Origin of the sequence: Verminephrobacter aporrectodeae subsp. tuberculatae (genome assembly GCF_026127385.1) — a bacterium.
Classification (GTDB): domain Bacteria; phylum Pseudomonadota; class Gammaproteobacteria; order Burkholderiales; family Burkholderiaceae_C; genus Acidovorax; species Acidovorax aporrectodeae.
This window is the reverse complement of sequence record NZ_QZCX01000003.1, coordinates 327,691-341,463: the sequence shown is the minus strand read 5'-3', so window position 1 is coordinate 341,463 and position 13,773 is coordinate 327,691. Positions and strand designations below refer to the sequence as shown.

At 65.7% G+C, this 13,773-nt stretch carries 13 protein-coding genes and 1 pseudogene; 12 read left to right on the top strand and 2 right to left on the bottom strand.

All coding sequences use genetic code 11. From position 1 onward, the window contains the following. Positions 1–2 precede the first annotated feature (2 nt). The 3 genes from D5041_RS16580 to pth all read left to right on the top strand — a co-directional run bounded on the left by D5041_RS16580 (position 3) and on the right by pth (position 2,411). Entirely contained in the window at positions 3–977 is a 975-nt protein-coding gene (locus D5041_RS16580) for a ribose-phosphate pyrophosphokinase (protein ID WP_010105392.1), read from the top strand. A gap of 109 nt (positions 978–1,086) precedes the next feature. Continuing rightward, positions 1,087–1,737, top strand: a complete 651-nt coding sequence (locus D5041_RS16575) for a 50S ribosomal protein L25/general stress protein Ctc (protein WP_010105393.1) — start codon at positions 1,087–1,089, stop codon at positions 1,735–1,737. A 62-nt stretch (positions 1,738–1,799) separates the two neighbouring features. Further along, positions 1,800–2,411, top strand: coding sequence for an aminoacyl-tRNA hydrolase (pth, locus tag D5041_RS16570; protein WP_265256808.1), 612 nt, complete (start codon positions 1,800–1,802; stop codon positions 2,409–2,411). Positions 2,412–2,426: 15 nt separating this feature from the next. Here the strand turns inward: pth and D5041_RS16565 are convergent, their stop codons facing one another. Next, on the bottom strand, positions 2,427–2,684 hold the full coding sequence (locus D5041_RS16565; protein WP_265285243.1) for a YfhL family 4Fe-4S dicluster ferredoxin: 258 nt from the start codon (positions 2,682–2,684) through the stop codon (positions 2,427–2,429). A gap of 165 nt (positions 2,685–2,849) precedes the next feature. Between D5041_RS16565 and D5041_RS16560 the strand changes: the two genes are divergently transcribed. The 9 genes and pseudogenes from D5041_RS16560 to D5041_RS16520 all read left to right on the top strand — a co-directional run bounded on the left by D5041_RS16560 (position 2,850) and on the right by D5041_RS16520 (position 12,757). Further along, entirely contained in the window at positions 2,850–3,812 is a 963-nt protein-coding gene (locus D5041_RS16560) for an ABC transporter permease (RefSeq protein WP_265280783.1), read from the top strand. A gap of 9 nt (positions 3,813–3,821) precedes the next feature. Beyond that, positions 3,822–4,699 (top strand): annotated as a pseudogene (locus D5041_RS16555) (ABC transporter permease). Positions 4,700–4,720: 21 nt separating this feature from the next. Beyond that, positions 4,721–5,740, top strand: a complete 1,020-nt coding sequence (locus D5041_RS16550; RefSeq protein ID WP_010108144.1) for an ABC transporter ATP-binding protein — start codon at positions 4,721–4,723, stop codon at positions 5,738–5,740. Then, a complete protein-coding gene (locus D5041_RS16545; RefSeq protein ID WP_265285242.1) occupies positions 5,737–6,627 on the top strand; it encodes an ATP-binding cassette domain-containing protein in 891 nt (296 codons plus the stop codon). Before D5041_RS16550 ends, D5041_RS16545 begins: the two co-directional genes overlap by 4 nt. Before the next feature lie 77 nt (positions 6,628–6,704). After that, a complete protein-coding gene (locus tag D5041_RS16540; protein ID WP_029554614.1) occupies positions 6,705–8,195 on the top strand; it encodes an ABC transporter substrate-binding protein in 1,491 nt (496 codons plus the stop codon). 16 nt (positions 8,196–8,211) lie between these two features. Next, a complete protein-coding gene (locus D5041_RS16535) occupies positions 8,212–9,609 on the top strand; it encodes an amidase (protein WP_265285241.1) in 1,398 nt (465 codons plus the stop codon). 135 nt (positions 9,610–9,744) lie between these two features. Further along, complete coding sequence (locus tag D5041_RS16530) at positions 9,745–10,923, top strand: CaiB/BaiF CoA transferase family protein (RefSeq protein ID WP_265285240.1); 1,179 nt, start codon at positions 9,745–9,747, stop codon at positions 10,921–10,923. A 93-nt stretch (positions 10,924–11,016) separates the two neighbouring features. Next, on the top strand, positions 11,017–11,967 hold the full coding sequence (locus D5041_RS16525; protein ID WP_265280774.1) for a Bug family tripartite tricarboxylate transporter substrate binding protein: 951 nt from the start codon (positions 11,017–11,019) through the stop codon (positions 11,965–11,967). Continuing rightward, the gene (locus D5041_RS16520; RefSeq protein ID WP_265285239.1) at positions 11,954–12,757 is read left to right on the top strand and encodes an enoyl-CoA hydratase; all 804 of its coding nucleotides are present in this window, start codon (positions 11,954–11,956) and stop codon (positions 12,755–12,757) included. The genes D5041_RS16525 and D5041_RS16520 overlap by 14 nt, the downstream gene beginning before the upstream one ends. Positions 12,758–12,795: 38 nt before the next feature. Here the strand turns inward: D5041_RS16520 and D5041_RS16515 are convergent, their stop codons facing one another. Next, positions 12,796–13,719, bottom strand: coding sequence for a LysR family transcriptional regulator (locus D5041_RS16515; RefSeq protein ID WP_265256801.1), 924 nt, complete (start codon positions 13,717–13,719; stop codon positions 12,796–12,798). Positions 13,720–13,773: the final 54 nt, after the last annotated feature.

Genomic DNA, 13,773 nt, shown 5'->3' with positions numbered 1-13,773 from the left:
TCATGCAAGCCACCCCCCCTGACTTCATGGTTTTCACCGGCAATGCCAATCCTGGCATGGCGGCTGAAATTGCCAGATACCTCGGAACCACCCTGGGCGCTGCCGCCGTGGGGCGCTTCTCGGACGGTGAGGTCACCGTCGAAATCAAGCAGAACGTGCGCGCGCGCGACGTCTTCGTCGTGCAGTCCACCTGCGCGCCGACGAACGAAAACCTCATGGAGTTGCTGATCATGGTCGATGCGCTCAAGCGCGCGTCGGCCGAGCGCATCAGCGCCGTGATCCCCTACTTCGGCTACGCCCGCCAGGACCGCCGGCCGCGCTCCACGCGTGTGCCGATCACCGCCAAGGTGGTGGCCAACATGCTCCAGACCGTGGGCGTTGCCCGCGTGCTGACCATGGACCTGCACGCCGACCAGATCCAGGGCTTTTTCGACATTCCGGTGGACAACATCTACGCGTCCCCCGTCCTGCTGGGCGATCTGCGCCAGAAGAACTACGAGGACCTGATCGTGGTCTCGCCCGACGTGGGCGGCGTGGTGCGCGCACGCGCCCTGGCCAAGCAGCTCAACTGCGATCTGGCGATCATCGACAAGCGCCGCCCCAGGGCCAACGTGTCGGAAGTCATGCACGTCATCGGCGAGATCGAGGGCCGCAACTGCGTGATCATGGACGACATGATCGACACCGCCGGAACGCTCGTGAAGGCCGCCGAAGTGCTCAAGGAGCGCGGCGCCCGCAAGGTCTACGCCTACTGCACGCACCCGATTTTCTCGGGCCCCGCCATCGAACGCATCGCCCAGGGCGCGGTCCTCGACGAAGTGGTGGTCACCAATACCATTCCCTTGAGCGAAAACGCCAAGGGATGCACCAAGATTCGCCAACTCTCCGTGGCCCCGCTGATCGCGGAAACGATACAGCGCATTGCCAAAGGGGATTCGGTGATGAGTTTGTTCTCGGACCAGGACAGTCTGTTCTGAAGGACCTGCATCCGGGAGCATCGCGTGGGTCTGCCGCAGCCATGGCGCGGCGGGCCTTTTTCAATCAGGGGCACGGCTGGTCGCGGCCGGCCCTTTTCGGGAGCCAACTATGAACTTCGTCGCTTTTGAGCGCGCCAAGCAGGGTACGGGTGCGAGCCGCCGTCTGCGCAATTCGGGAAAAACGCCCGGCATCGTGTACGGCGGTTCGGTCGAACCGCAACGGATCGAGGTCGACCACAACGCGCTGTGGCACGCCCTCAAGAAAGAGGCCTTCCACTCCAGCGTGCTGGACATGGAACTGGCCGGCACGACCAGCAAGGTTCTGCTGCGTGACGTGCAATACCACCCCTACAAGCAGCTCGTGCTGCATATCGACTTCCAGCGCGTGGACGAAAAGACCCGGCTGCACATGAAGGTGCCGCTGCACTACAGCGGCGCGGAAGAGTCCAGCGCCGTGAAGGTCGACAAGTGCATGGTCAATCCGATCGTGAACGAACTGGACGTGACCTGCATGCCCTCGGACCTGCCGGAGTTCATCGCCGTGGACCTGTCGAAGCTGGAAAAGGGCGCGTCCCTGCACCTGAAGGACATCAAGCTGCCCCGGGGCGTGGCGCCCGTGATCCGGGGCGGCCAGAACAACCCGGTTCTGGTTTCCGTGGTCCCGCCGCTGGTGGTCGCCGAGGTCCCTGCCGCCGACGCGGTGGCTCCCGCCGCAGCAGCCGACGCCAAGGGCAAGGCCAAGGCCAAGAGCAAGAAGTAATCCGCGAGCCGGCCCCGCGCGCGGCCGGCTCCGGTTTCACTGCCGCAGGAATAATCGCGCGCATGATCAAGCTGTTCGTGGGCCTTGGAAACCCCGGGCCGGGCTATGCAGCCAGCCGGCACAACGCCGGCTTCTGGTGGATCGACGCGCTGGCGCATGAACTCGGGACCCCGCTGCTGCCCGAGCGCAGCTGCCACGGTCTGCTCGCCCGCACCACGGTCCACGGCCAGAACGTCTGGCTGCTCGAGCCGCAGACCTTCATGAACCTCTCGGGCCGCTCGGTCGCTGCGCTGGCGCGCTTTTTCAAGATCCTGCCCGCAGAGATCCTCGTGGTGCACGACGAGCTCGACATCGCCCCCGGCCAGGTCAAGCTCAAGCGCGGCGGCGGCCACGCAGGGCACAACGGCCTGCGCGACATCCACGCGCAACTCGGCGTGCCCGACTACTGGCGCCTGCGCCTGGGCATAGGCCATCCGGGAGTCCGGAGCGAGGTCACCGACTGGGTGCTCAAAAAGCCTTCCGCGGACCAGCGCAGGCTGATCGAGGAAGCAATCGCGCATTCGATCCGGGCGTACCCGGCGCTGCTCGCCGGCGAAATGGACAAGGCCAGCCTGCTCATCCACACCACCCAACCCCCGCGCCCCAAACCACCGCGCCCGGTGCAGCTGCCATAGCCGGAGAAACCGGATTCAATTCGGCGCTGCTGCGTGCAGCCGCTGGAATTTCTGCCACAGGGTCTCGTGGTCTTCCACATGCTGCGGGTCCACGGGGATGCACGCCACGGGGCAGACCTGCACGCACTGCGGTTCGGCGAAATGTCCCACGCATTCGGTGCAGCGGCCCGGGTCGATCTCGTAGATCTCCGGCCCGGGGTAAATCGCCTGGTTCGGGCACTCGGGTTCGCACACGTCGCAGTTGATGCAGGCGTCGGTGATCATCAGCGCCATACGAGCTCCCGGGGCGCGGCGCCGCAAACGGCGGCCAAGAAGAGGTGCAGGGCGGCGTGCATGGCCTGTATTATCCCGTCGCGCACGCGTCTTGCCTGCGGCAGCACATAACCGCTATGCTGCGCGCGCATATTCCGACGTGCTCCCCACTCCCACTCATCCCCCATGGGTCTGTTTTTCCTCAAGCGCTTCATCACCCTGCTGGCCACGCTCATCGGCGCTTCCATCGTCATTTTTCTGGTGCTGGAGATCCTGCCGGGCAATGCCGCCGAGATGCTGGTGGGGCCGGACGCGTCGCCCGAGGCGGTGGCGGCGTTGGCCGCCAAACTGGGGATCGATCAACCCGCCAGCCTGCGCTATGGGCAATGGGTCGGCGGGCTCGTCGTGGGCGACATGGGCAACAGCCATGCCTACGGCTCGCCGGTGCATGAACTGGTGCTCGAGAGGCTGGCGCTCACGGTGCCGCTGGCGCTCATGGCCATGCTCCTGGCCATGGCGCTGGCCCTGGCCGCGGGTGTCTACGCTGCGGCCCACCACAACCGGATGGGCGACGTGGGCGTGATGGGGTTCGTGCAGATCGGCGTTGCCCTCCCCAACTTCTGGTTTTCCATCCTGCTGATCCTGCTGTTTGCGGTCAAGCTGCGATGGTTTTCCGCCGGCGGCTTTCCGGGCTGGACCGAGGCTGCGGGCGGCAGTCCGCTCGCAGCCCTCAAGGCGCTGCTGCTTCCGGCCATCGCGCTCGCCGTGGTGCAGGCGGCGATTCTCGCGCGCATCACCCGCTCTGCCGTGCTCGAGGTGCTGCGCGAGGACTTCGTGCGCACCGCCCGGGCCAAGGGGCTCTCGCAGCGTGCCGTGCTCTGGGGCCATGTGCTGCGCAACGCCATGATCCCCGTCGTCACCGTGGTGGGCTTGGAGTTTGCCAACCTGCTCGCGGGAACCATCGTCGTGGAGAACGTGTTCTACCTGCCGGGTCTGGGGCGCCTGATTTTTCAGTCCATCTCCAACCGTGACCTGATCGTGGTGCGCAACTGCGTGATGCTGCTCGTGGCCATGGTGGTTGCCGTGAACTTCGTGGTTGACATCCTCTACGCCGTGATCGACCCGCGCGTCAAGGCCAGCGACATCTGATCCACCCCCATGAGCGCCGCCCCCAGCCTCCTGTCCCCCCCTTGCGCCACGGCCCCTGGCTGGCTGTGGCGTGCGCTGCGCCACCGCAGCTCGTCATCGGCGCCGCGCTGTCGCTGCTGCTCGCCGCTGCTGCCATGCTGTCGCTGGTCTGGACGCCCTGGTCACCGTACGAGATGAACCTGCCTGCCAAGCTGCAACCGCCCACGGGCGCGCACTGGCTGGGCACCGACGCCTTCGGGCGCGACGTGGCCTCGCTGCTGCTGGTGGGCGCGCGCAACTCGCTGCTGGTGGGCGTGATCGCCGTGGGCATCGGTCTGGGCCTGGGAACGGCGCTCGGGCTGCTGGCTGCGGCCCGGCGCGGATGGGTCGAGGAGCTCATCATGCGGCTCGCCGATTTCAGCTTTGCGTTTCCGGCCATCATTTTGGCGATCATGCTGACGGCGGTGTTTGGCGCCGGAGTCGTGAACTCCATCATTGCCATCGGCATCTTCAACGTCCCGATCTTCATCCGGATCACCCGCGCCTCGGCGAACGCCGTGTGGTCGCGCGAATACATCCTGGCGGCGCGTGCCTGCGGCAAGGGCAGCTGGCGCATCACGCTCGAGCACGTGCTGCCGAATATCCTGTCGGTGCTGATCGTGCAGGTGAGCCTACGGTTCGCCATCGCCATCCTGGCCGAGGCGGCGCTGTCCTACCTGGGGCTGGGAACGCAGCCACCGCAGCCCTCGTGGGGCCGCATGCTCAGCGAGGCGCAGGAGCGGATGTTCCAGGCGCCCCTGCTGGCCGTGTGGCCGGGCTTGGCGATTGCGTTGGTGGTGCTCGGCCTGAACCTGCTGGGCGACGGCCTGCGCGACCTGCTCGACCCGCGCCTCGCGCGCAAGCGCTGAAACATGCACGCAGCGCGGCCCATGCCCTTGCTCGAAGTCTCCAAGCTGCGGATCCGTCTGCAAACCCACCGGGGCCCGGCCGACGCCGTGCGGGACCTGGGTTTTTCTCTGGCGCGCGGCGAAACCCTGGGCCTGATCGGCGAGTCGGGCTGCGGCAAGTCCATCACCGCAATGGCGCTCATGGGCCTGCTGCCCGAGGGCGCAGGGCTCGGCGGCAGCATCCGCTTTGATGGCCAGGAACTCGTGGGCCGCAGCGACGCGCAGATGTGCCAGATACGCGGCAACCGCATCGGCATGGTGTTCCAGGAACCCATGACGGCGCTCAACCCGGTGCACAGCATCGGTCGCCAGGTGGCCGAGCCGCTGCGCCTGCACCGCGCAATGGACGCGACCGCGGCCCGCGCGGCGGCGATTGCGCTGCTCGATCGTGTGGGAATCCCCGACGCGGCGCGGCGCTTCGGCGCGTACCCGCACCAGTTCTCGGGCGGGCAGCGCCAGCGCATCACGATTGCCATGGCGCTGGCCTGCGGGCCCGACCTGTTGATCGCCGACGAGCCCACCACGGCGCTCGACGTGACCATACAGCAGCAGATCCTGGACCTCATCAGCGATCTCGTTGCCGAGCGCAACATGGCGCTGATCCTGATCTCGCACGACCTGGGCGTGATCTCGCAGAATGTGGACCGCATGCTCGTGATGTACGGCGGCAGCGTGGTCGAGAGCGGCCCCACCGCGTCCGTCTTCTCGGCCATGGCGCACCCCTATACCCGCGGACTGTTTGCCGCGCGCCCGCATCTGGGCGCCGGGCCCGCGCAGGGCCCGCGCCCCCGCCTGGCGACGATTGCAGGGATGGTTCCCGAACTGGCCGACCTGCCCGCGGGGTGTCCGTTCGCCGGGCGCTGCGCTTACACCGCGGCGGACTGCTACCACGAACGCCCCCGGGCGACGCGGGTCGCCGCCGACGCCGGGCACGAGGTGCGCTGTCTGCGCCAGGAGGCCATTGCCCAGGTGCGCGATGCATGGGCCGAGGAAGCCGCATGACCCTGGAACACCAGGGCAGCCCCAGCGAAGACGCTGCCCTGCTCCAAGTGCAAGACCTGGTGCGTGCGTACACGCTGCCGCGTGAGCATCTCTTTCGCCCCCCGGGCAAGGTGCAGGCGCTCGATGGCGTGAGCTTTTCGGTGCACAGCGGCCGCAGTCTGGGGGTCGTGGGCGAATCGGGCTCGGGCAAATCGACGCTGGCGCGCCTGGTCATGGCCCTGGACGCTCCCACCTCGGGAACGGTGCATCTGCTGGGCCGCAATCTGCACCGGCTGCCCCCCGCCGAACTGCGCCAGGCGCGCAGCGATTTCCAGATGGTGTTCCAGGACCCCTACGGATCGCTCGACCCGCGCCAGAGCGTCGAACGCATCGTCACCGAACCGCTGCAGGCCCTGCGCGCAAGCAGCCGCGCCGAGCAGCATGCACGCGCCGTGCAGGTGCTGGAGCAGATCGGGCTGCGCCCCAACGACTTGGAAAAATACCCGCACGAGTTCTCCGGCGGCCAGCGCCAGCGCATTGCCATTGCGCGCGCGCTCATCACGCGCCCGCGCCTGATCGTCGCCGACGAGCCCGTGAGCGCACTCGACGTCTCCGTGCAGGCCCAGGTGCTGAACCTGATGCAGGATCTGCAGCAGGAATTCGGTGTCACCTACATGCTCATCAGCCACGACCTCGCGGTGGTGAGCCATCTGTGCGACGAGGTCGTGGTGCTCTACCAGGGCCGCATCGTCGAGCGGGGTTCGCCGGCGCAGCTGTTCCGGAACGCGCAGCACCCCTATACCCGCTCGCTGGTCGCCGCCGTGCCGCAGGTGCAGCCGGGCCGCGCGCGGGCCCGGCGTGCGGCGGCCGCGGCAGGGAGCGCAGCAGCTACCCCCCCGATGGTGTAGGCTGCTGCGCCTCCCGGTAGCACATGGCGCTGCCGGGGATTTTGTTCTTGCATCTGCTTTTTCTGGAGCGTTTCGATATGCCAAATCGCCGTACCGTTCTTGCCACTGGCGCCGTCGCTGCACTGCCCCTGTCCCTCCCGCTCTGCGCCCTGGCGCAGAGCCGCAGAGACAGTGTGGTGCTGGGCATGGTGCTCGAACCCCCGGGCCTGGACCCGAGCACCGGCGCCGCGTCGGCCATCGCGGAAATCGTGCAGTACAACATCTTCGAGACGCTCACGAAGATCCAGTCCGACGGCAGCGTGAAGCCACTGCTCGCCGAGAGCTGGGAGGTCTCGCCCGACCTCAAGACCTATACCTTCAGGCTGCGCCGCGGCGTGAAGTTCCAAAACGGCGAACCCTTCAACGCGGCGGCCGTGAAGTTTTCGTTCGACCGCGCGGGCGGCGAGCAGAGCAGCAACAAGAGAAAGCCGTCCTTTGCCAGCCTCAGCACGCAGGTGATCGACGAGCACACCGTGGTGCTGCTCAACAAGGACATCGACCCGGACCTGCTCTTCATGCTCGGCGAAGCCGTGTCCATCATCGTCGAGCCCAAGAGCGCGGAGAGCAACGCGACCAAGCCCGTGGGAACGGGCCCGTACCGGCTTGGCGCCTGGAACAAGGGCTCGTCGGTGGTGCTCACGGCCTGGGAAGGCTTTCGCAACCCGGCAGCGATCCGGATCAAACGCGCCAGTTTCCGCTTCATCCCGAACTCCGCCACCCATATTGCGGCGCTGCTCGCGGGCGATATCGACGTATTCCCGCGCACCACGGAGCGCGGTATCGAACAGTTCAAGGGCGACCCGCGCTTTCAGGTCACGGTCAACGGCTCGCGCGCCAAGACCATCCTGGCCATGAACAACGCCAGAAAGCCGCTGAATGACCTGCGCGTGCGCCGCGCGATCGCCGCCGCGGTGGACCGCAGGGCCGTCATCGAGGCCGCTGCCAACGGCTATGGCACCCCCATCGGCAGCCACTACGTGCCAGGCGCCTTCGGCTACGTGGATACGACCGGTGTGAACCCGTACGACGTGGAAAAGGCCAAGAAACTGCTCGCGGAAGCCGGAATCAAAACGCCGCTGGAACTGAGCATGACGCTGCCCCCGACTGCGTATGCCCGACTGGGCGGCGAGGTGATCGCGGCGCAACTGGCCAAGGTGGGAATCATCGCCAAGATCCAGAACGTGGAGTGGGCGCAGTGGCTCAGCGGAACCTACGGCAACAAGAACTACGACCTGACCCTGATCTCGCACGTGGAGCCCTTCGATCTGGGCAACTTTGCCAAACCCGACTACTACTGGGGCTACCAGTCGCCCCGGTTCAACGAACTGTTCCAGCAGATCAGAAGCACTGCGCGCCCCGCCGAGCGCGCGCGCCTGCTGGGCGACGCACAGCGCCTGCTGGCCGAGGACGCGGTGCATGTCTTCCTCTACCAGAACCAGTGGGTCACGGTGGCGAACAAGAACCTCAAGGGTCTGTGGAAGGACATGCCGGTGTTCGTGAACGACCTTTCCGCGCTCTCCTGGACCTGAAGCGCAGACCCCCGCCATGAGCGCGCTCCACGACCTGTCCGCCCACACCCTGATCGCCGCCTACCGCCAGCGCAGTCTCTCGCCCGTCGAGGTCACGCAGGCCGTGCTGGCGCACGTCGAACGCTGGGAGCCGCAGCTGCGCGCCACCTATCTGCTGCGCCCCGACGCCGCGCTGGCGCAGGCGCGCGCGTCCGAGGCCCGCTGGCTGCGCGGCACGCCCCTGGGCGCGCTCGACGGCGTGCCCTGCACCATCAAGGAAAACATCGCCACCCGGGGCGACCCGATGCCGCTGGGAACGGCGGCCGTCGAGCCACGGCCCGCGGCCGCCGACGCGCCCCCGGCCGCACGCATGCGCGAGGCCGGCGCGGTGATCCTGGCCAAGACCACCATGCCCGACTACGGCATGCTGTCCTCGGGGCTGTCGAGCTTTCACCCGCTCGCGCGCAACCCCTGGGATTTGACCAAGGGCCCGGGCGGCTCCAGCGCGGGGGGCGCTGCTGCTGCGGCCGCGGGCTACGGCCCGCTGCATATCGGCACCGACATCGGCGGATCGCTGCGCCTGCCCGCCAGCTGGTGCGGCATCTTCAGCCTCAAGCCAAGCCTGGGCCGCGTCCCGATCGACCCGCCCTATACCGGCCGCGCCGCAGGCCCCATGACCCGGACCGTCGCCGACGCCGCCTTGCTGATGCAGGTGCTCAGCCAACCCGACGCCCGCGACAGCATGAGCCTGCCGGCGCAGGACATCGCCTGGAGCCGCTTCTCCGCCGGCGCCGAGAGCCTGCGCGGTCTGCGCATCGGCCTGCTGCTCGACGCGGGCTGCGGCCTGACGCTGGACCCCGAAGTGCAGGCCGCCGTGGAACGTGCTGCGTGGCGCATCGAGGCTGCGGGCGCGATCGTCTCCCCCATGCAGCCCTTCATGACGCAGGCCATGCTCGACGGCATGGACCGCTTCTGGCGCATGCGCACGCACATCGACCTGCAGGCCCTGCCGCCGCAGCGGCGCGCCAAGGTACTGCCTTATATCCTCGCCTGGGCCGACAGCGTGGCCGGCATGGGCGGCGCCGAAGTCTTCCACGCGAGCCAGCAGTTCCACCTGACCCGTGTGCACACCGTCCGGGCTTGCAATGCCTTCGACTACGTGATCTCGCCCGTGGCCCCGATCCCCGCCTTCCAGGCCGAACTGCCTTCGCCGACGAACGACCCGCTGCGCCCGCTCGAACATATCGGCTATACCGTGCCCTTCAACATGTCCGAACAACCCGCCGCGTCGGTCAACTGCGGCTACACCGCCAGCGGCCTGCCCATCGGCCTGCAGATCGTCGGCGCCCGCTTCGACGACCTGGGCGTGCTGCAACTGGCGCATGCATTCGAATCGATCCGCGAACCGCAGCGCGCCTGGCCCCGGCCGGCCTGAAGGGTTCATGGCCGGTGTGCTCCGGCGTGGAGGCGCGCCGTTCGAATTTCCCGAAGTCCCGTTTCGAAACATTCGACTGGATGCACGAAGGGCGCGTACATAGACTGCTCTCTGCTTTCATGAAGTGGAGACGAAATGCTCGATCAGGCGCTTGCCGGCATCAAGGTCCTCGATCTTTCGAGGATTCTTGCAGGGCCTTGGTGTACCCAGAATCTTGCCGACCTGGGTGCGCAGGTCATCAAGGTCGAACACCCCGGACGTGGCGACGATACGCGGCAATGGGGGCCTCTCCATACCAAAGAGGAGGAGGGCGGCGAGCGGCTGTCGTCCTACTTCAGTTGTTGCAATCGGGGAAAGCGGTCCGTGGCAATCGACTTCGCCGGCGAGGCCGGTGCGCAGGCGATCCGTACGCTGGTTCAAGACGCTGACGTGTTCGTCGAGAATTTCAAAGTAGGCACTCTTGCGCGCTACGGGCTGGACTACGAATCCGTACGACGCATCAATCCAAGGCTGATCTACCTGGCCATCACGGGATTCGGTCAAACGGGCCCCATGGCGGACAAGCCGGGCTACGACTACGTATTTCAGGGAATGGGCGGACTCATGAGTTATACGGGGCAGCCCGATGGCGCCCCTGGTGCGGGGCCGCTGCGCACGGGTGTTGCCGTAGTGGATTTGACGACCGGGATGTATGCCACATCTGCGGTGCTTGCCGCCCTGCTTCAGCGCGAGCGCAGCGGACAAGGGCAGTATCTGGACATCGCGCTACTCGACGTGGCCGTTGCGCTGAATGCCAATCAGGGCGCCAGCTATTTGCTTTCTGGCGTGAATCCTCAGCGCAGTGGCAACGCGCATCCCCACTGTGCGCCCTACGAGGTGTTCCAGTGCGCCGACGGGCATGTGATTCTGGCGATCGGGAACGACACACAGTTTCAGCGCTTCTGCCAGGTGGCTGGCGCACCGGAACTGGCGACGGATGAAAGGTTTGCGAGTAATTCAAACCGGATCGCGCATCTTCCCGCGTTGCGCGAACTGCTGACGAACCTGTTCAAGACGCGGATACGCCGCAGCTGGACCGACGCGTTCGATGAAGCGGGTGTGCCATGGGGTCCGATCAATAGCCTGGAGGAGGTGTTCAACGATCCCCAGGTCCAGCATCGCCAGATGGTCCAGGCGCTGAATCACCCTGGCTTGGGCCAGATACGGACAGTCCGCAATCCCATGCTGTCGTCGCCGCACACGCGTTCCAGTGCGCGGGTGGCTGCGCCCCCTTCATTGGCAGCGCCATCGACGGAGCCGCCGTCGTGGTCCTGATGCTCCGGTCTCGCTTCAATGCAAGCGAACGCCAACCCCGCGGACGAGCCACCGAAACCAGGAAAGAACAGCAACATGAATAGAAGAAGCCTCATGGCGTTCGGTCTGCTCTGCATCGCGGCATCGACGCCCGCCTTCGCTCAGGACTACCCGGACAGGCCCGTGAAACTCATCGTCCCGTACGCGCCAGGCGGTACGACCGATCTGTTGGCCCGCATCATCGGGACCAAGCTGGGGGCCATTTTGAAGCAGCCATTCGTCGTGGAGAATCGTCCGGGTGCTGGCGGAGCGGTGGGCGCGGCGTACGCATCCAAGCAAGCCGCTGATGGCTACACCCTGGTGATGGTGGTGGAGAGTTCACATGCGGTGAACCCGAACGTCTACACCAAGGCGGCGTATGACCCCGTCAAGGACTTTGCGCCGATCAGCAATATCGCCGACGTGCCGAACGTGCTGGTTGTCAACCCGGGCTTTCCGGCGAATGACCTGAAAGGACTGGTGAGCGAGCTCAGAGCCCATCCGGACAGGTATGCGTTCGGTTCCTCCGGCAACGGCGGACTCAGCCACATCAATGGCGAACTGTTCAAGAACGTGACCGGTACGAGGATGCTGCATGTGCCTTACAAGGGCTTGGGACCGGCGCTGGCGGACTTGATTCCAGGGCAGATCAACCTGGTGTTCGACAACATCCCTTCCTCTGCCGGCCTTATCCAGTCGGGTCAGATTCGTCCTCTGGCGGTCGCGGCCAAGCAGCGGCTGAAGTTCTTGCCGCAGGTTCCGACCTATGCGGAGGCGGGTCTGCCGGCAATGAACAACCCCTCATGGTTCGGCCTCGGGGCACCGGCAGCCACCCCGTCAAAAATTCTCGATCAGCTCAATGAAGCGGTGCGCCAAGCGCTTGCGGATCCCGAAGTAATCGCCGCCATCGAGAAGCAGGGGGCGATTCCAAGTCCCATGTCTCGAACCGACTTCGGAAAACTCGTCGCAAGCCAGAACGAACTCTGGAAAAAAATCATCCGGGAGATCGGTTTTGAAAAACTCTGAAACGGGCGCTGCGCCCAAGCTGCAGCATGCGGCAATCGGCGTGGACCCCCAAGGGGTGGCCACCCTCACGATCCGCGAAGCGGGGTCGCTCAATATCCTTGGGACACCCGTCATCACGGACCTGATCAATGGCTTGCGCCATCTTGCCGGCGATTCGCGCGTGCGCGCCGTGGTTCTTCGCGGGACAGGGGACAAGGCATTCGTCGCAGGTGCTGACATCAGGGAGATGGGCGCGCTGGACACGGCAACGGCGAAGCTGTTCATCGACAATCTCAGGCAGCTGTGCGAAGCCGTGCGCCAGTTTCCGACACCCGTCATCGCCAGAATTCCGGGGTGGACCCTGGGCGGTGGACTTGAGCTTGCGATGGCGTGCGACATCCGGATCGCGGCGAGCCAGGCGCATTTCGGGATGCCTGAAGTAAAGGTCGGCATTCCGTCGATCATCCACGCCGCGCTGATGCCTGGCCTCATCGGAAATGCTCGCGCGAACTGGATGCTGCTGACCGGGGACAACATTGATGCCGCCAAGGCTGCAGCGTGGGGCCTGGTTGACACCGTGGTCAGTCTTGAGGAACTCGACCAAGAGGTCGCGCGCGTAGCAAGCCAATTCGCGTCCTATGGACCGTCCGTGCTTCGCCAGCAAAAGAGGTTGCTGCGGGAATGGAAACAAGATCCCCTGGATAGGGCGATCGAAAATGGCGTCGGCGAGTTCGCCAGTGCGTTTGCGACGGGTGAGCCGCAGCGTTTTATGCAAGCATTCGTGGACAAGAAGGCGGCTGCGCAAGCCTGACGAGCGGGGCCGTACCTATTTCTCTATGGAGGCCTGAACTATTCTGACGCAGGGGGCTCCCGCGTGACCGCCACACGGGGATCGTCCAGCAGGGACTGCATGAACGCCTTCGCAAACGTCGGCAAGCGGGCGTCTGCGCGCACGACAAGATTCAGTTCTCGAGCCGCCCACGTTTCAGCGAGCGCAAGCATGGTGATTGCGCGCGCATCGGGCGCTATGGCAATGATGCTTCGGGGAACCAACGCAACACCCACACCGGCCTCAACCAGTGACAGCACGGCCTCGAAACTGTGGGTATGCAGGCGCACGCGCAGTTGGCGACCTGCTTTCTGGGCCATGTCTCGCAGGAACAGGAAGTTGCTGCTACTGCGGTTCATGCACACGAACTCAAAATCGAGTGCCGCGCCCAGCTTGATCTCGCGCTCTCGCGCAAGGGGATGGGCGGGAGGAACTGCGATGACAAGCTGATCCAAAGCGTACCGATGCAGGTCCAACCCGGCAACGCCCGTCTCCCCCGCGAAGATGCCGATGTCCGCCTCGCGCGCGAGCACTGCGGCAGGGATGGTTTCGCTTTGGCGTTCTTCGATGTCTGCGTCAACATGGGGATGGAGAACCAGAAAACGCCCCAGACTTGGGGTGATGAAACCGTTCAGTGCACTGCTGTTGGCGGTCAATCGAACATGCCCCTTGAGGCCTGAAGTGAACCGACCCACATCTTCGTGCATGCGCTCGACCCCCTCGAACAATTCGCGAACGTGCGCGAGCACCGCCTCGCCTGCCGGAGTCAGTTCCATGCCACGCGCATTGCGCACGAACAGGGACGTGCCCAGCGCGTGTTCAAGGTTCTTGAGTCGGTAACTCGCCGACGAAGCCGTGATGTGCACTGCACAGGCGCCTGTAGAGAGGCTCTTCGCCTGGGCAATCGCCAGGAAAAGCCGCAGGTCCGTCAGTTCGTAACGCATCGTGTCTTGTCTCCTGTCCATTATCGGTAGTCAGGCCATCGACAGTGGCCGTTC